This window comes from Enterobacter cloacae complex sp. IR5418, from assembly GCF_049238105.1.
In the GTDB taxonomy this organism is placed as follows: Bacteria; Pseudomonadota; Gammaproteobacteria; order Enterobacterales; family Enterobacteriaceae; genus Enterobacter; species Enterobacter hormaechei.
In genome coordinates, this window is record NZ_JBMKHS010000020.1 from 68,890 (window position 1) to 84,742 (window position 15,853).

15 protein-coding genes and 1 pseudogene are annotated in these 15,853 nt (G+C 54.9%); 11 read left to right on the forward strand and 5 right to left on the reverse strand.

Annotated features, from left to right (window positions below; all coding sequences use genetic code 11):
* Positions 1 to 33: 33 nt before the first annotated feature.
* From rsxA to gstA, 9 genes are all read left to right on the forward strand, one after another.
* Positions 34 to 615 carry an electron transport complex subunit RsxA gene (rsxA, locus tag ACOTX7_RS15975; protein ID WP_000133206.1) on the forward strand — a complete coding sequence of 194 codons (582 nt, stop codon included), beginning with the start codon at positions 34 to 36 and terminating at the stop codon, positions 613 to 615.
* Positions 615 to 1,193, forward strand: a complete 579-nt coding sequence (gene rsxB, locus ACOTX7_RS15980; RefSeq protein WP_047353982.1) for an electron transport complex subunit RsxB — start codon at positions 615 to 617, stop codon at positions 1,191 to 1,193. Before rsxA ends, rsxB begins: the two co-directional genes overlap by 1 nt.
* A complete protein-coding gene (gene rsxC, locus ACOTX7_RS15985; protein ID WP_221255887.1) occupies positions 1,186 to 3,207 on the forward strand; it encodes an electron transport complex subunit RsxC in 2,022 nt (673 codons plus the stop codon). Before rsxB ends, rsxC begins: the two co-directional genes overlap by 8 nt.
* Positions 3,208 to 4,260 carry an electron transport complex subunit RsxD gene (gene rsxD, locus ACOTX7_RS15990; RefSeq protein WP_006808986.1) on the forward strand — a complete coding sequence of 351 codons (1,053 nt, stop codon included), beginning with the start codon at positions 3,208 to 3,210 and terminating at the stop codon, positions 4,258 to 4,260.
* A 10-nt stretch (positions 4,261 to 4,270) separates the two neighbouring features.
* The gene (gene rsxG / locus ACOTX7_RS15995; protein ID WP_006808987.1) at positions 4,271 to 4,891 is read left to right on the forward strand and encodes an electron transport complex subunit RsxG; all 621 of its coding nucleotides are present in this window, start codon (positions 4,271 to 4,273) and stop codon (positions 4,889 to 4,891) included.
* A 2-nt stretch (positions 4,892 to 4,893) separates the two neighbouring features.
* On the forward strand, positions 4,894 to 5,580 hold the full coding sequence (locus ACOTX7_RS16000; RefSeq protein WP_221255886.1) for an electron transport complex subunit E: 687 nt from the start codon (positions 4,894 to 4,896) through the stop codon (positions 5,578 to 5,580).
* Positions 5,577 to 6,212 (forward strand): endonuclease III, encoded by a 636-nt coding sequence (nth, locus tag ACOTX7_RS16005; RefSeq protein WP_006808989.1) that lies wholly within the window; start codon positions 5,577 to 5,579, stop codon positions 6,210 to 6,212. Before ACOTX7_RS16000 ends, nth begins: the two co-directional genes overlap by 4 nt.
* A 615-nt stretch (positions 6,213 to 6,827) precedes the next feature.
* Positions 6,828 to 8,336: a dipeptide/tripeptide permease DtpA gene (gene dtpA / locus ACOTX7_RS16010; protein WP_006808990.1), complete on the forward strand. Its 1,509-nt coding sequence runs from the start codon at positions 6,828 to 6,830 to the stop codon at positions 8,334 to 8,336.
* A 105-nt stretch (positions 8,337 to 8,441) separates the two neighbouring features.
* Positions 8,442 to 9,047, forward strand: coding sequence for a glutathione transferase GstA (gene gstA, locus ACOTX7_RS16015; protein ID WP_006808991.1), 606 nt, complete (start codon positions 8,442 to 8,444; stop codon positions 9,045 to 9,047).
* Positions 9,048 to 9,107: 60 nt separating this feature from the next.
* Here the strand turns inward: gstA and pdxY are convergent, their stop codons facing one another.
* From pdxY to anmK, 5 genes are all read right to left on the reverse strand, one after another.
* Complete coding sequence (pdxY, locus tag ACOTX7_RS16020) at positions 9,108 to 9,968, reverse strand: pyridoxal kinase PdxY (protein ID WP_221813623.1); 861 nt, start codon at positions 9,966 to 9,968, stop codon at positions 9,108 to 9,110.
* Between the two features lie 66 nt (positions 9,969 to 10,034).
* Positions 10,035 to 11,309, reverse strand: a complete 1,275-nt coding sequence (gene tyrS, locus ACOTX7_RS16025) for a tyrosine--tRNA ligase (RefSeq protein WP_032673504.1) — start codon at positions 11,307 to 11,309, stop codon at positions 10,035 to 10,037.
* Between the two features lie 125 nt (positions 11,310 to 11,434).
* Positions 11,435 to 12,091 carry a pyridoxamine 5'-phosphate oxidase gene (pdxH, locus tag ACOTX7_RS16030; RefSeq protein ID WP_221255885.1) on the reverse strand — a complete coding sequence of 219 codons (657 nt, stop codon included), beginning with the start codon at positions 12,089 to 12,091 and terminating at the stop codon, positions 11,435 to 11,437.
* A 57-nt stretch (positions 12,092 to 12,148) separates the two neighbouring features.
* Entirely contained in the window at positions 12,149 to 12,472 is a 324-nt protein-coding gene (gene mliC, locus ACOTX7_RS16035; protein ID WP_375714045.1) for a C-type lysozyme inhibitor, read from the reverse strand.
* 93 nt (positions 12,473 to 12,565) lie between these two features.
* Positions 12,566 to 13,690, reverse strand: coding sequence for an anhydro-N-acetylmuramic acid kinase (anmK, locus tag ACOTX7_RS16040; protein WP_006808995.1), 1,125 nt, complete (start codon positions 13,688 to 13,690; stop codon positions 12,566 to 12,568).
* 255 nt (positions 13,691 to 13,945) lie between these two features.
* Between anmK and slyB the strand changes: the two genes are divergently transcribed.
* On the forward strand, positions 13,946 to 14,413 hold the full coding sequence (gene slyB, locus ACOTX7_RS16045; protein WP_003857604.1) for an outer membrane lipoprotein SlyB: 468 nt from the start codon (positions 13,946 to 13,948) through the stop codon (positions 14,411 to 14,413).
* A gap of 194 nt (positions 14,414 to 14,607) precedes the next feature.
* Positions 14,608 to 15,827 (forward strand): annotated as a pseudogene (locus ACOTX7_RS16050) (MASE4 domain-containing protein).
* The last annotated feature ends 26 nt before the right edge of the window (positions 15,828 to 15,853 follow it).

The window sequence follows — 15,853 nt, forward strand, 5'->3', positions numbered from 1 at the left end:
ATAATAGGCGGCTATTTTATTTCAGGCTAAATAATGACCGATTACTTACTGCTCTTTGTCGGAACTGTGCTGGTGAATAACTTCGTACTGGTGAAGTTCCTTGGCCTGTGCCCGTTTATGGGTGTCTCCAAAAAACTGGAGACGGCAATGGGCATGGGGCTGGCGACCACCTTCGTGATGACGATGGCCTCCATTTGCGCATGGCTGATTGATACCTGGATCCTGATCCCACTGGATATGCTCTATCTGCGCACCTTGTCCTTTATTCTGGTCATTGCGGTGGTGGTGCAATTTACCGAGATGGTCGTGCGTAAGACCAGCCCTGCCCTGTATCGCCTGCTGGGCATTTTCCTGCCTCTCATCACCACCAACTGTGCGGTGCTGGGCGTGGCGCTGCTCAATATCAACCTTGGGCATAATTTCCTGCAATCGGCGCTGTACGGTTTTTCCGCGGCGGTTGGGTTCTCTTTTGTTATGGTCCTGTTCGCGTCGATTCGCGAGCGTCTTGCGGCGGCGGATATCCCCGCGCCGTTTCGCGGTAACGCCATCGCCCTGGTGACCGCCGGTTTAATGTCTCTGGCCTTTATGGGCTTTAGTGGTCTGGTGAAGTTGTAATGAGTGCTATCTGGATTGCCGTCGCGTCCATCAGCGTGCTGGGACTCGTCTTTGGCATCATTCTGGGTTATGCCTCCCGCCGTTTTGCGGTGGAGGACGATCCGGTTGTTGAAAAAATTGATGAACTTTTACCACAGAGCCAGTGTGGGCAGTGCGGCTACCCTGGTTGCCGCCCTTACGCTGAGGCGGTGGGCGTGCAGGGAGAAAAGATCAACCGCTGCGCGCCGGGCGGCGAAGCGGTCATGCTCAAAATAGCTGCCCTGCTTAACGTCGATCCGCAGCCTGTCGACGGCGATGAACAGGCCCAGGAGCCGGTTCGTGCCCTTGCGGTTATCGACGAAGCCAACTGCATTGGCTGCACCAAATGTATTCAGGCGTGTCCTGTTGACGCCATTGTGGGCGCAACACGCGCGATGCACACCGTTGTGGCGGATCTGTGCACCGGCTGTAATCTCTGCGTGGCCCCCTGCCCGACGCAGTGTATAGAACTACGCCCGGTTGAAACGACTACCGAAAACTGGAAGTGGGACCTTCAGACCATTCCGGTTCGCAATATTCCTGTGGAACAACATGCTTAAGTTATTTTCTGCTTTCAGAAAAGAGAAGATCTGGGATTTCGATGGCGGCATTCATCCGCCTGAAATGAAATCACAGTCTAACGGCACGCCGCTGCGCCAGATCCCGCTGGCAACCCGTTACGTTATGCCGCTGAAACAGCATATCGGCGCGGAAGGCGAACTGTGCGTGAAAGAAGGCGATAGCGTTCTTCGCGGCCAGCCGCTGACCTTTGGTCGCGGACGGATGTTGCCGATACATGCCCCGACGTCCGGCAAAGTGGTAGCTATAGCCCCCCATACCGTTGCCCATCCGTCAGCACTGTCTGAGCTGAGCGTGATCATTGAAGCCGATGGTGAAGACCGTTGGATCGATCGTGACGGCTGGAGCGACTACCGTTCCCGCGGCCGTGAAGCGCTGATTGAACGCATTCATCAGTTCGGCGTGGCGGGTCTGGGGGGCGCTGGCTTCCCGACCGGCGCCAAGCTTCACGGCGGTGGTGATAAAATCGAAACGCTGATTATCAACGCCGCCGAGTGCGAACCGTACATCACCGCCGATGACCGTCTGATGCAGGACTGTGCCGCGCAGATAGTGGAAGGTATTCGCATCCTTGCGCATATTCTGCAACCCCGTGAAGTGCTGATCGGTATTGAGGACAATAAGCCGCAGGCCATTTCGATGCTGCGTGCGGTACTGGCGGACAGCCATGATATCGCCCTGCGCGTGATCCCGACCAAATACCCGTCCGGCGGGGCAAAACAGCTGACGCAGATCCTGACCGGAAAACAGGTCCCCCATGGGGGCCGTTCGTCTGATATCGGCGTATTGATGCAAAACGTGGGCACCGCCTACGCGGTGAAACGTGCGGTGATTGACGGCGAGCCATTGACCGAACGCGTCGTCACCCTGACCGGCGAGTCCGTCTCCCGTCCCGGCAACGTCTGGGCGCGTCTGGGTACGCCGGTGCGTCATCTGCTGGAACAGGCTGGCTTCTGCCCGGGTAGCGATCAGATGGTCATTATGGGCGGCCCGCTGATGGGCTTTACCCTGCCGTGGCTGGATGTGCCGGTGGTGAAAATTACCAACTGCCTGCTCGCGCCTTCCCCAACGGAGATGGGCGAAACGCAGGAAGAGAAGAACTGTATTCGCTGTAGCGCCTGTGCGGACGCCTGCCCGGCAGATTTGCTGCCGCAGCAGTTGTACTGGTACAGCAAAGGCCAGTTGCACGATAAAGCCCAGGCGCATAACCTGGCTGACTGTATTGAATGCGGTGCCTGCGCCTGGGTCTGCCCAAGCAATATTCCGCTGGTGCAGTATTTCCGTCAGGAGAAAGCTGAAATCTACGCGATCTCCATGGAAGAAAAACGTGCCGCTGAAGCGAAGGCCCGCTTTGAAGCGCGCCAGGCGCGACTGGAGCGCGAAAAACAAGCCCGTCAGGAACGTCATAAGCAGGCTGCCGTGCAGCCTGCGGCGAAAGATCAGGATGCTATTAACGCAGCCCTGGCCCGCGTGCGCGAGAAGAAAGCCACCGCCGCCCAGACGGTTGTGATTGCGGCGGGAGAAAAACCCGACAACCGCGAAGCGATTGCGGCCCGCGAAGCGCGTAAAGCCGAAGCACGTGCGCGTCAGGCGGAGAAAGCGCAGAACGCCAAACCGGAAGCCGACATCGATCCGCGTAAAGCAGCAGTGGAAGCGGCTATCGCCCGGGCAAAAGCCCGCAAAGCCGCTGAGCAGACGGTGGTGGTTGAACAGGACGCGACGGATCCTCGCAAGGCCGCCGTTGAAGCCGCTATCGCCCGTGCAAAAGCGCGTAAAGCGGCACAGCTTCAGCCTGCCGAAGAGAGTGAAGCGCCTGTCGACCCGCGTAAAGCCGCCGTTGAAGCGGCCATCGCCCGTGCCAAAGCACGAAAAGCGGCGCAGCAGGACGAACTGCCTGCGGCCGCTAACGACGATCCACGCAAAGCCGCAGTCGCCGCCGCGATTGCGCGCGTTCAGGCAAAGAAAGCCGCGCAGCAAGCCGTTAACGAGGATTAAATGGTTTTCAGAATTGCAAGTTCCCCCTACACCCACAACCAGCGCCAGACGTCGCGCATTATGATGCTGGTATGCCTGGCCGCGCTGCCGGGCATTGCCGTTCAGTGTTGGTTCTTCGGCTGGGGCACGCTTTTCCAGTTGGTTCTTGGCTGTGCCAGCGCCGTTACGGCGGAAGCAGCGATCCTGAAGCTGCGCAAAATGGAAGTGACTCGCATCCTGAGCGATAACTCCGCGCTGTTGACCGGTCTGTTGCTGGCCATCAGCATTCCCCCGTTCGCCCCGTGGTGGATGGTGGTGCTGGGGACAGTATTTGCGGTGATCATCGCCAAACAGCTGTACGGCGGGCTGGGACATAACCCGTTTAACCCGGCGATGATTGGCTATGTGGTGCTGCTAATCTCCTTCCCGGTACAGATGACCAGTTGGCTGCCGCCGCATGAGATCGCCGCCACGGTGCCCGGCTTTATGGATGCCCTGCACGTTATCTTTACCGGGCACACCGCGCTGGGCGCGGATATGAACGCGCTTCGCATGGGTGTGGATGGCATCAGCCAGGCGACCCCGCTAGATACCTTCAAAACCGCCCTGCGTGCCGGACACAGCGTTGAGCAGGTGATGAAATCGTCCATTTACCACGGCGTTCTGGCGGGTGCTGGCTGGCAGTGGGTCAATCTGGCCTACCTTCTGGGCGGCGCGTTCCTGCTGCAACAGAAGGCGATCCGCTGGCATATTCCGGTGAGCTTTCTGGTCACGCTGGCCGTCTGCTCGACGCTCGGCTGGGTTATCTCACCTGAGTCACTGGCCAGCCCGCAGCTCCATCTGCTCTCCGGCGCAACCATGCTCGGGGCATTCTTTATTCTGACCGATCCGGTCACTGCCTCTACCACCAACCGTGGCCGTCTGATTTTCGGCGCGCTGGCGGGCCTGCTGGTCTGGCTTATTCGCAGCTTTGGCGGTTATCCGGACGGCGTGGCGTTTGCCGTGCTGTTGGCTAACATCACCGTTCCGCTCATCGACTACTACACGCGTCCGCGCGTCTACGGTCATCGCTAAGGGTCACGCCATGCTTAAGACAATGCAAAAACACGGCGTTACGCTGGCGATCTTCGCCGCCGCCCTCACCGGGCTGACCGCGCTGGTAAATGAACTGACGAAAACCACCATTGAAGAGCAGGCAATTAAGCAGCAAAAAGCGCTGTTCGATCAGGTGATCCCCTCAGACTTCTACGATAATGACCTGCAACAAAGCTGCTTTGTCGTGCAGGCCCCGCAGCTCGGTAAAGGCCCCCATCGCGTTTATATTGCCCGTAAGGGCGATAACCCGGTAGGCGTCATTATGGAAGCCACCGCGCCGGACGGTTACTCTGGCGCCATTCAGCTGCTCGTGGGCAGCGATTTTTCCGGCACCGTCCTGGGCACGCGCGTGACGGAGCATCACGAAACGCCAGGCCTTGGCGACAAAATTGAAACGCGCTTAAGCGACTGGATTTTACACTTTGCCGGAAAGATGATTCATGGCGAGGACGATCCTGCTTTCGCGGTGAAAAAAGATGGCGGCGAATTTGATCAGTTCACTGGCGCCACCATTACGCCCCGCGCGGTGGTTAACGCCGTCAAACGCGCCGGGCTGTATGCCGAAACGCTGCCCGCGCAGATCAATCATCTTTCCACCTGTGAGGAGTGACCATGAGCCAGGTTAAAGAGGTTATCGTCCAGGGTCTCTGGAAGAACAACTCGGCACTGGTACAGCTGTTGGGGCTGTGTCCGCTGCTGGCGGTGACATCTACCGCCACCAACGCGCTCGGGCTGGGGCTGGCGACCACGCTGGTGCTGACCCTGACCAACTTCTCCATTTCTGTTTTGCGCCGCTGGACGCCGTCAGAAATCCGTATTCCGATTTATGTCATGATCATTGCGTCGGTGGTCAGCGTCGTGCAAATGCTGATTAACGCTTACGCATTTGGTCTGTACCAGTCGCTCGGGATCTTCATTCCGCTTATCGTCACAAACTGTATTGTCGTGGGCCGCGCTGAAGCCTTCGCGGTGAAAAACAACCCGGCCATATCCGCACTGGATGGATTTTCGATTGGCATGGGCGCCACTGCCTCCATGTTTGTCCTCGGCTCTCTGCGTGAAATTCTGGGCAACGGTACGCTCTTCGACGGTGCGGATGCGCTGCTTGGCGGCTGGGCGAAGTCGCTGCGTATTGAAGTGTTCCATACGGACACCCCGTTCCTGCTGGCAATGCTACCGCCAGGCGCCTTCATTGGCCTCGGGATGATGCTGGCGTTAAAATACCTGATTGATGAAAAACGTAAACGCCGCGCCGCTGAACGCAGCGTACAGGAAGGGATCCCCGAGAAAGCAGCATGAATAAAGAGAAACGTATTGCGATCCTGACGCGCCTGCGCGATCAGAATCCGCATCCCACGACAGAGCTGAATTTTACCTCGCCGTTTGAACTGTTGATCGCGGTACTGCTCTCTGCGCAGGCCACTGACGTGAGCGTCAACAAAGCCACTGCCCTGCTCTACCCTGTCGCCAATACGCCGCAGGCCATGCTGGAGCTGGGCGTTGAAGGGGTGAAATCCTATATCAAGACCATCGGCCTGTTTAACAGTAAGGCCGAAAACGTCATTAAGACCTGCCGGATCCTGCTGGAGCAGCACGGCGGCGAAGTCCCGGAAGACCGCGCTGCGCTGGAAGCCTTGCCGGGCGTCGGGCGTAAAACGGCAAATGTGGTGCTGAACACGGCGTTTGGCTGGCCGACGATCGCCGTGGATACCCATATCTTCCGCGTCTCTAACCGCACCCGGTTCGCGCCGGGTAAGAACGTGGAAGAGGTCGAAGAGAAGCTGTTGAAGGTGGTCCCTGCGGAATTTAAGGTGGACTGCCACCACTGGCTGATCCTTCACGGGCGCTATACCTGTATTGCGCGTAAACCACGCTGCGGCTCCTGCATCATCGAAGATCTTTGTGAATACAAAGAAAAAGTCTATCCCTGAGCGTAACGTCGCCCTGACTGCTTACCTGTTCAAGCCCTTAAGATTAACAAGGGCTCTGATATCCTCTCCGTTGGCCATAAATTGCCCTCTCTTTCTCCATTACGCATTGTCGATTCTTCGGTCATATAGCACTCAAACAGGTTAATAGTTTTTTCATCACCAAAAATTTCTATACATCTGTGATCGCGATCACTCTGATAACCTGATGTTGGATTTTTGTTGTTAAAACCTGCTTAACCCCTTTGCCAGACAAGATTTCGTTGACCCTGTACCGCACATAAGACCAGTCATTTTTCAGAATATGGGCTATATCACTGCCATTGACCCAAAATAGCAGAACATATCGCCATACAGCCGTTTAACAGGGTCATTTACAGTGAAAAAAACCACCAATTTTCAACGGATGAAATTTAACGCTGCATAACATTTGCGTGAACCGATGATTATACCGCCAGAGTTATATGTAACAGATTATTACAAACGTATTGCCAGATGGGGCTGGATAGTGAACATTACCCGCCGTTTCCCCTCCCAATATAACTATAAAGCGGATGGACTACGGTCATCACGCTATGAACACCCCCGTTAATATGGGATGTAAAAAAAGAGGTATATGTGTCTACTGCAAACAATAAACCAACAGAAGAGAGCGTAAGTCTTAACGCTTTCAAACAGCCTAAAGCGTTCTATCTCATTTTCTCTATCGAATTATGGGAGCGTTTTGGCTACTACGGCCTGCAAGGGATCATGGCGGTTTACCTGGTTAAACAGCTGGGTATGTCTGAAGCCGATTCCATCACGCTGTTCTCTTCCTTCAGCGCCCTGGTATATGGCCTGGTCGCCATCGGCGGCTGGTTAGGCGATAAAGTCCTTGGTACTAAACGTGTCATTATGCTGGGCGCCGTCGTTCTGGCGATTGGCTATGGGCTGGTTGCCTGGTCCGGGCACGATGCAGGTGTGGTTTACATGGGTATGGCTACCATCGCGGTAGGTAACGGCCTCTTCAAGGCGAACCCGTCTTCCCTGCTCTCTACCTGCTACAGCAAAGATGACCCACGTCTGGACGGTGCATTTACCATGTACTACATGTCCATCAACATCGGTTCCTTCTTCTCTATGCTGGCTACCCCATGGCTGGCCGCAAAATTCGGCTGGAGCGTAGCGTTTGCGCTGAGCTTCGTGGGTATGCTGATTACCGTTGTAAACTTCCTGTTCTGCCGTAGCTGGGTTAAAGATTATGGTTCCAAACCAGACTTCGAACCCGTGCATATGGGCAAACTGCTGGCCACCATCGTCGGCGTGGTGATCCTGGCCGCTGTCGCCACCTGGCTGCTGCACAACCAGGGCGTTGCTCGCGCGGTACTGGGCGTGGTTGCACTGGGTATCGTTATCATCTTCGCAAAAGAAGCCTTTGCAATGCAGGGTGCGGCACGTCGTAAGATGATTGTGGCATTCATCCTGATGCTGGAAGCGATCATCTTCTTCGTTCTGTACAGCCAGATGCCAACGTCTCTGAACTTCTTCGCTATCCGCAATGTTGAGCACTCCATCCTCGGTATCGCGTTCGAGCCGGAGCAGTATCAGGCCCTGAACCCGTTCTGGATCATGATTGGTAGCCCGATTCTGGCCGCTATCTATAACAAGATGGGCGACCGTCTGCCGATGCCGCACAAGTTCGCTATCGGTATGGTGCTGTGCTCTGGCGCATTCCTGGTGCTGCCGCTGGGAACGAAATTCGCGACCGATGCGGGTATCGTGTCTGTTAACTGGCTGATCCTGAGCTATGCGCTGCAATCCATCGGTGAGCTGATGATCTCCGGTCTGGGCCTGGCGATGGTTGCACAGCTGGTTCCTCAGCGTCTGATGGGCTTCATCATGGGTAGCTGGTTCCTGACTACCGCTGGCGCAGCCATCATCGCCGGTAAGATTGCAAACCTGATGGCGGTACCAGAGAACGTTACCGACCCGCTGGTTTCCCTGAATGTCTACGGCACCGTGTTCATGCAGATTGGTATCGCGACCGCCGTGATTGCCGTGCTGATGCTGCTGACCGCACCAAAACTGAATCGTATGACGCAGGACGACGACAAATCCGCTAAAGCGATCAAAACCGCGAACGCGTAATGTCATCGGGAAACGACTGAACAGAAGCCGCTAATTGATTAGCGGCTTTTTTTTTATCCGAACGCGCACTAACATAGCTGGAACCTCAGCAAAAAGGAGTTACCGATGAAACTGTTCTATAAACCGGGCGCCTGCTCTCTTGCTTCACATATTACCCTTCGCGAGAGCGGTAAAGATTTCACGCTCGACGGCGTTGACCTGATGAAAAAGCGCCTGGAAAACGGGGATGACTTTTTTGCGATTAACCCAAAAGGGCAGGTTCCGGCCCTGCTGCTGGATGATGGCACCCTGCTGACTGAAGGCGTGGCCATTATGCAATTCCTGGCGGACAACGTACCGGATCGTCAGCTTCTGGCCCCCACCGGCAGCATTGCACGTTATAAAACGCTGGAGTGGCTGAACTATATTGCCACCGAGCTGCACAAAGGTTTTACGCCCCTGTTCCGCCCGGACACGCCCGAAGAGTACAAACCTACCGTGCGCGCGCTGCTGGAGAAAAAGTTGCAGTACGTTAACGACGCGCTGAAAGACGACCAGTGGATCTGTGGCTCGCGTTTCACCATCGCCGATGCCTATCTGTTTACCGTTCTGCGCTGGGCGCGCGCGGTTAAGCTGAACATGGACGGGTTAGACCATGTGGCGTCGTATATGGCGCGCGTGGCCGAGCGTCCGGCGGTGGCGGCGGCGCTGAAAGCGGAAGGGTTGAATTAACCGAGTGGCCTGTGTTGCCGGGTGGCGCTGACGCTGACCCGGCCTACGAACTCTGGACGGTTATAACCGAGTGGCGCTGAAATAGTGCTCCGGCTTCGCGATGCGATCCTGCGCCGCAACGACCTGTAGCTCATATTCCAGCATCGTTTTGGTCGCAATCATGATTTCATAAACAGCTGCCGTCACGTGCTCAAGCGCATCGCGCAGTCTCGCGCCCTGCAATAACTTCACCAGCAGCAAACCGCTGGTCACATCACCGACACCGACGGGCTGACGTGTACCGAAATCCACCAGCGGTCGGCTGATATGCCAGGCTTCATCTTTCGTCACCAGCAGCATCTCAAAACGGTCCTGGCTCAACCCTGCGCGTGCCAGGTGTTTAACCAGTACAATCTCCGGCCCCTGGGCGATCAGCTCGCGAGAGGCGCGTACAGCCTCTTCTACGCTGTTAACCGGATGCTCGCACAGGATCTCCAGTTCAATCAGGTTGGGGGCAATAATATCGCTGGCGGGCAATGCATGACGAACATGGAACTCCGCAACGCCCGGCGCTACGATGCAGCCTTTTTCAGGATGTCCCATCACCGGATCGCAGAAATATTTCGCCGCGGGGTTTGCCGCTTTCACCTGGCGCACAATGCCGAGGATATGCTCCCCCTGCTCCGCCGAACCCAGATAGCCGCTCAGTACGGCATCGCAGCGTTTAAGCTGGTCTATTTCCGCGATACCCTGAACGATTTCCGTCAGATGCGACGGCGGCATCACGCAGCCGGTCCATTTTCCGTACTGGGTATGATTCGAGAACTGGACGGTATTGAGCGGCCAGACGTTGGCCCCGAGGCGGCGCATCGGAAATTCCGCAGCGCTGTTGCCAGCATGTCCAAAAACAACGTGGGACTGAATGGCGAGGATGTTCTTCATGGTGTACTTACCAAACCCTGTCAAAACAAAAGGGGCGTGGTTTCCCACGCCCCTGCATACTTTTAATTACTTCCAGCAGACCAGGCAGTAATTTTTCTTACCGCGACGCAGCAGCGTGTAGCGACCATAGAGACGGTCGTTGTCGGTAAAGGTGTATTCCGGATCGGCCTGTTTTTCACCGTTAATAGTGATGGCGTTAGAGGCGATGGTTTTACGCGCCTGACCGCGAGACGGCTGTAGCTCGGAGTCTACCAGCGCCTGCATCAGATCGGCGCCTTTTTCCATCTCTACCATCGGCACGCCATCCTGCGCCAGCTGTTCGAAATCCGCTTCGCTTAAATCGCTCAGGGTCCCGTTGAACAGGCTTGCCGTAATGCGCTTCGCCGCCGCCAGACCTTCTTCGCCGTGAACCAGTTTGGTCACTTCGTCCGCCAGCACGTACTGGGCGCGTGGTGCTTTACCGCTGTTCTTGTCTTCTTCTTCCAGCGCATTGATTTCTTCGATATCCATAAAGGTGAAGAATTTCAGGAAGCGATAAACGTCGGCATCCGCCGTGTTGATCCAGAACTGGTAGAATTTGTACGGGCTGGTTTTCTTCGGATCCAGCCATACCGCGCCGCCTTCGGTCTTACCGAACTTGGTGCCGTCTGCTTTGGTGATCAACGGCACGGTCAGACCAAACACCTGGTTCTGGTGGAGGCGACGGGTCAGATCGATACCGGAGGTGATGTTACCCCACTGGTCGGAACCGCCAATTTGCAGAGAGACGCCGTGCAGCTTGTTCAGGCAGGCGAAGTCATAGCCCTGCAACAGGTTGTAGGAGAACTCGGTGAAAGAGATACCCTGATCGTCACGGTTAAGACGTTGCTTCACGGCTTCTTTGTTAATCATCTGGTTAACAGAGAAGTGTTTGCCGATGTCACGCAGGAACGTCAGCACGTTCATGCCGCCAAACCAGTCGTAGTTGTTCGCTGCAATCGCAGAGTTGTCACCGCAGTCGAAATCCAGGAACGGTGCGACCTGTTTACGGATCTTATCCACCCACTCCTGCACGGTGTCTTCGGTATTCAGCTTACGCTCAGCGGCTTTGAAACTTGGGTCGCCAATCAGACCGGTCGCGCCGCCCACCAGGGCAACAGGCTTGTGGCCCGCCATCTGGAAGCGTTTCAGGCATAACAATGGAACAAGATGCCCCAAATGCAAGCTGTCAGCGGTGGGATCGAAGCCGCAATAGAGCGCGATCGGGCCTTGCGCCAGTCGCTCTGCTAACGCTTCCTCGTCCGTCACCTGGGCCACGAGGCCCCGCTCTTGCAATTGTTTAATCAAGTTACTGCTTGCCATCAAATTCTCCATGTATTAACGACTGCACCTTTGCCGGTACACGACTTTTCGCCTGATGCGAAAGGAACATAGAATAAAGCGCCAGCGCGGTGTGCGCTAGCGCTTAAATCAACAAATTTTGGGGATTACGGCGCCAGTCGGTCTATTTTCCAGCCACCGTTGTCGCGCTGGTATAAAAAGCGGTCATGCAGGCGGTGCTCACCGCCCTGCCAGAATTCCATCTGCTCAATGGGGATGCGGAACCCGCCCCAGAAACTCGGCAGCGGCACTTCTCCCTGCTGAAACTTCTGTTTGAGTTCGAGGAATTTACTCTCCAGCACGCCGCGGGCTGAAATTCGGCTGGACTGTTTAGAGACCCAGGCACCGATCTGACTGTCGCGCGGGCGGCTGTGGAAATATTTCACCACTTCGAGCGTAGAGAGGCGCTCCGCCTTGCCGGTGACCATCACCTGGCGCTCAAGCATATGCCACGGGAAAAGCAGGCTAATGCGCGGATTATTTTCCAGGTGATGCGCTTTACGGCTGCCAAGGTTGGTGTAGAACACCAGCCCTTTCTCGTCATAATGCTTGAGCAGTACGATGCGTTGGTACGGCTGACCGTTTTCATCAACCGTCGCAACCACCATCGCCGTCGGGTCGGCCAGTTTCGCTTCGCAGGCCTGCTTCAGCCAGTGTTCAAAAAGCACCAGCGGTTCGGCGGGAAGATCCTGGCGGCGCAGACCGCCTTTGGTGTATTCACGGCGCAGATGCGCAATTTGCTGTAATTCGTCGTTATCTGACATGGCGTTAGCTGAAAGTGAGATTGGGTGGCGCTATTGTGCGCGCCCCCTTCAAAAATCTCAACGCTTCGGATTTTCAAGCTGACAATTGTTCAGCACAATGCGGTCACGCTTGTAGACGGTGGCACCGTCGCCTTTTGACCAGAAGACGTAAATTCCGTCTGAGTAGCGCGCACCGGAGGCCGACATCCCCTGCTTCAGCGTTAACAATTTATTGTCGTAAACAAAGCTGGCTTCCTGACGAGGGTTGTTCAGCTTCACCGTCAGCGGTTTTTCATCACAACGATATTCCAGCGTATCGGTCTGCATACGCTCAACGAACTGGTTATAGACGCTGCATCCGGTCATAAGAAAAGGTACAGCAATAAGAAGGAGTTTTTTCATGGGCAGATTCCGAAGACTATCCTGGTCCTGGAGGGCCTAACCGCCCTCCTGTTTTTCCCTATTTTACGGGTTACGCCTCCCGCTGAATTTCAGTTAACTCTGATTATGGCGCGGGTTGGCGGGGAAAATGGCCCCGAGGACGCTCGCCTCCCGCGCACCGGTTACGGAGGGTAAATTCCCCGGGAGACCAGCAACCGTACGCCAGGCAAGCCAGGCGAAGGCCAGCGCTTCCATATCGTCTCCGCTGATCCCGGCTTCATCCGTGGTCGTGACTTCGGTACCCGGCAGCAAGGCGGCGAGGCGTGCCATCACCAGCGGGTTGCGGCTGCCGCCCCCGCATACCAGCAAACGCTCACAGCCGCCGCTCAGCAACACCTGTTCAGAAATCGACACGGCGGTAAGCTCGGTCAGCGTAGCCTGCACATCCTGAGGCGCAAGGCCCGGGAACCGTGCCAGCTGACGTTCAAGCCAGCCGTAGTTGAAATACTCTCGCCCCGTACTTTTCGGCGCGGGCAGAGCAAAGAAAGGATCGCTTAACAGGGTTTGCAGCAAGGGAAGGATGACTTTCCCCTGGCTGGCCCACTGCGCGTCTTTGTCGTAGGGTTTACCGCTCTGACGCCAAATCCAGGCATCCATCAGCATATTACCGGGGCCGGTATCGTACCCACGCACGGGCTGACCGGGAATAAGCATCGACAGGTTGGCGATCCCGCCAATGTTCAGCACCATCCTGCGCTCGACAGGGTGCGCCAGCAGCGCCTGATGAAATGCCGGTACCAACGGCGCCCCCTGCCCGCCGAGGGCCATATCGCGACGACGGAAATCGCCCACCACCGTCACGCCGGTTTTTGCCACAATCTGGTTGTTATCGCCAATTTGCATCGTGTGCGGCGCCTCGCCGACAGGTTCATGCCAGACGGTCTGCCCATGGCAGCCTATTGCCACGATATCCTGCGGGTGGAGTCGTTCTTGCTGCATCAGCGCCAGTACCGCATCAGCAAACAGCGCCCCCAGACGCACATCCAGTTGGCCCAGTTGGGAAAGCGTCAGCTGCTGCCCCTGGCAGATATTCAGGATCTCTTCTTTTAGCGAGACCGGAATAGGCCAGCTCAGGCTTGCCTGCTGCGCCACCATGTTTTCATCAATGGCGGCCAGAACAACATCCACACCGTCAAGACTGGTACCAGACATCACACCGATATAGCGACCCGATTTCATGCGCTTTCCTTACGTTACGTGGGCTTAGTGCAAACACTCCACCATAAATGACGCGGCTTTGCTATGCGGCAATAATAATTTTTAACAATCTCAGATCTGTAACACAGGCCGTTTTTGTTTATGTTCCGTTAAGCCGTATTCAAGTAAAATTTACCTATTCGGCATGCAAAGATAGGAACTGTGGTCAGGAATGCCATATAATTTAGCCATAACGGATGCCCCAACCGGGCGTTTTTTGGTGAACAGGAGAGTCAAATGATTTTACGTGTACTGGGCGTTTCGCTGATTGGTTTAACACTGGCGGGTTGTGTGAATGACAGTTCACTCTCCGGCGACGTATATAGTGCTTCTGAAGCTAAACAGGTACAGAACGTGACATACGGTACTATCGTTAATGCCCGTCCTGTTCAGATTCAGGGTGGCGATGACACGAACGTCGTGGGCGCAATCGGTGGTGCTGTGCTGGGCGGTTTCCTGGGTAATACCATTGGTGGCGGCACCGGACGTTCTCTGGCTACCGCAGCGGGCGCAGTTGCAGGCGGCGTAGCGGGTCAGGGCGTTCAGGGTGCGATGAACAAAACTCAGGGCGTTGAACTGGAAATCCGTAAGGACGATGGCAGCACCATTATGGTTGTGCAGAAACAGGGTAATACTCGCTTCTCTGCTGGCCAGCGTGTTGTTCTGGCAAGCAACGGCAGCCAGGTCACCGTATCCCCACGCTAATATCCTGATGGATGTGGTCTCTTCGGACCGCATCCATTCATAAAACTTATCATTTCAAAAAATGCATTTGTGAAAACATATTCACATGGTGAATATTAAATTTCATCCGTTCTTGTCCGTGCGCAAAGTATTTTTTATCACCCTCCTTTAGACTCTTCGCAATCCCTTTTTCTTTTTTATTTTTAAAATTTTCTATGCTTGCGATCTGTCGATTTGTAAAGAACCGCTTTGTCAGCTTCTCACTTGGATGCATTGTTATCATTGCTCTGTTACAAGGGTTATTTATAAAACTTGTTCAATGGGTGCCTTCGTTTTCTCCCCTGTTTTTCCCTACGCTGACGATATTTCTTTTAGTATTCCATCTGTTTATTGCCTGTTTTATGACTATGAAATACTGGTGCGACAGAAGGCGGTTATATCTTGTTCCCATTGCCCTGGCCTTTGCCGGCTCAGCGTTACTATGGTAGGGACACTGTCCAGCTTCCCGGCCTGGCTGGATCTCTATCAGTTCAACGAGGCGAATTATAACGACGCAATGATTTTCTATATGTTCCGCCACTTTTTAATGGCGGTGCTGATTTTAGTCTCGGCCATGCTGTATACGCTGCGCGCTTCCCCTGTCTCACGAAGCGCCCATATCGCCATTGTTTTCGGCGCATCGCTTTTCACAGGCTGTATGCTTGGTCTGGCATGGTTCTACTCCAGCCATTCAACCATGCTTGCTCTGGACCTTGTCGATAATGAAACCCGCCAGTTTATGGTGCTCTGGAGCCAGACGATCAATATTATTCTGATCGTCCTGTGGGCGGTCACGCTCATTACGCTTATGACAATAACAAAGGTAAGGAACCTCTTTTGGGTTGGCGGCAATTTTTTGTGCGTCTGTTATATTGTTACGCTATTAATGTTACTGTTAAGTGGATATGCAGAAGATGTGTCATGGTACCGGGCGCGATTATTTGAAACTGTCGCTACGTTAATAATTATTTTCATCCTGCTTTCCGACGTATTTAATTTGTATCGTGACTCTCATCTTAAATACCAGCAGTCTTATCAAAATTCGATCCGCGACCCGCTTACCCGACTTTATAATCGCAGCTATTTTTATGATTCATTAAATCATGCACTCAGTACGGCAACGCCTGCACATCCTGTCTCAGTGGTCGTAAGCGATCTTGACCGTTTCAAGCGGATTAACGACTGCTACGGCCATTTGCAGGGAGATAAGGTTTTACAGTTTGTCTCTAACCTGCTGACCGACTCGGTGCGGCCACAGGATATTGCGGCGCGGATCGGCGGAGAGGAGTTTGTGCTCATGCTGACGAATACCCCGTCAGATCTGGCGCGCCAGATTGCTGAACGTATCCGGCTTAAACTCAGTGGGGCTTTGTTGAATAAATCAGATTTCGGGTAAGTCTCCCCCGTAGCGGGTTGTGTTTT

Coding starts and splice junctions, on each gene's coding strand:
- rsxA (WP_000133206.1), top strand. CDS start 34: ATGACCGATTACTTACTGCTCTTTGTCGGAACTGTGCTGGTGAATAAC.
- rsxB (WP_047353982.1), top strand. CDS start 615: ATGAGTGCTATCTGGATTGCCGTCGCGTCCATCAGCGTGCTGGGACTC.
- rsxC (WP_221255887.1), top strand. CDS start 1,186: ATGCTTAAGTTATTTTCTGCTTTCAGAAAAGAGAAGATCTGGGATTTC.
- rsxD (WP_006808986.1), top strand. CDS start 3,208: ATGGTTTTCAGAATTGCAAGTTCCCCCTACACCCACAACCAGCGCCAG.
- rsxG (WP_006808987.1), top strand. CDS start 4,271: ATGCTTAAGACAATGCAAAAACACGGCGTTACGCTGGCGATCTTCGCC.
- ACOTX7_RS16000 (WP_221255886.1), top strand. CDS start 4,894: ATGAGCCAGGTTAAAGAGGTTATCGTCCAGGGTCTCTGGAAGAACAAC.
- nth (WP_006808989.1), top strand. CDS start 5,577: ATGAATAAAGAGAAACGTATTGCGATCCTGACGCGCCTGCGCGATCAG.
- gstA (WP_006808991.1), top strand. CDS start 8,442: ATGAAACTGTTCTATAAACCGGGCGCCTGCTCTCTTGCTTCACATATT.
- pdxY (WP_221813623.1), bottom strand. CDS start 9,968: ATGAAGAACATCCTCGCCATTCAGTCCCACGTTGTTTTTGGACATGCT.
- tyrS (WP_032673504.1), bottom strand. CDS start 11,309: ATGGCAAGCAGTAACTTGATTAAACAATTGCAAGAGCGGGGCCTCGTG.
- pdxH (WP_221255885.1), bottom strand. CDS start 12,091: ATGTCAGATAACGACGAATTACAGCAAATTGCGCATCTGCGCCGTGAA.
- mliC (WP_375714045.1), bottom strand. CDS start 12,472: ATGAAAAAACTCCTTCTTATTGCTGTACCTTTTCTTATGACCGGATGC.
- anmK (WP_006808995.1), bottom strand. CDS start 13,690: ATGAAATCGGGTCGCTATATCGGTGTGATGTCTGGTACCAGTCTTGAC.
- slyB (WP_003857604.1), top strand. CDS start 13,946: ATGATTTTACGTGTACTGGGCGTTTCGCTGATTGGTTTAACACTGGCG.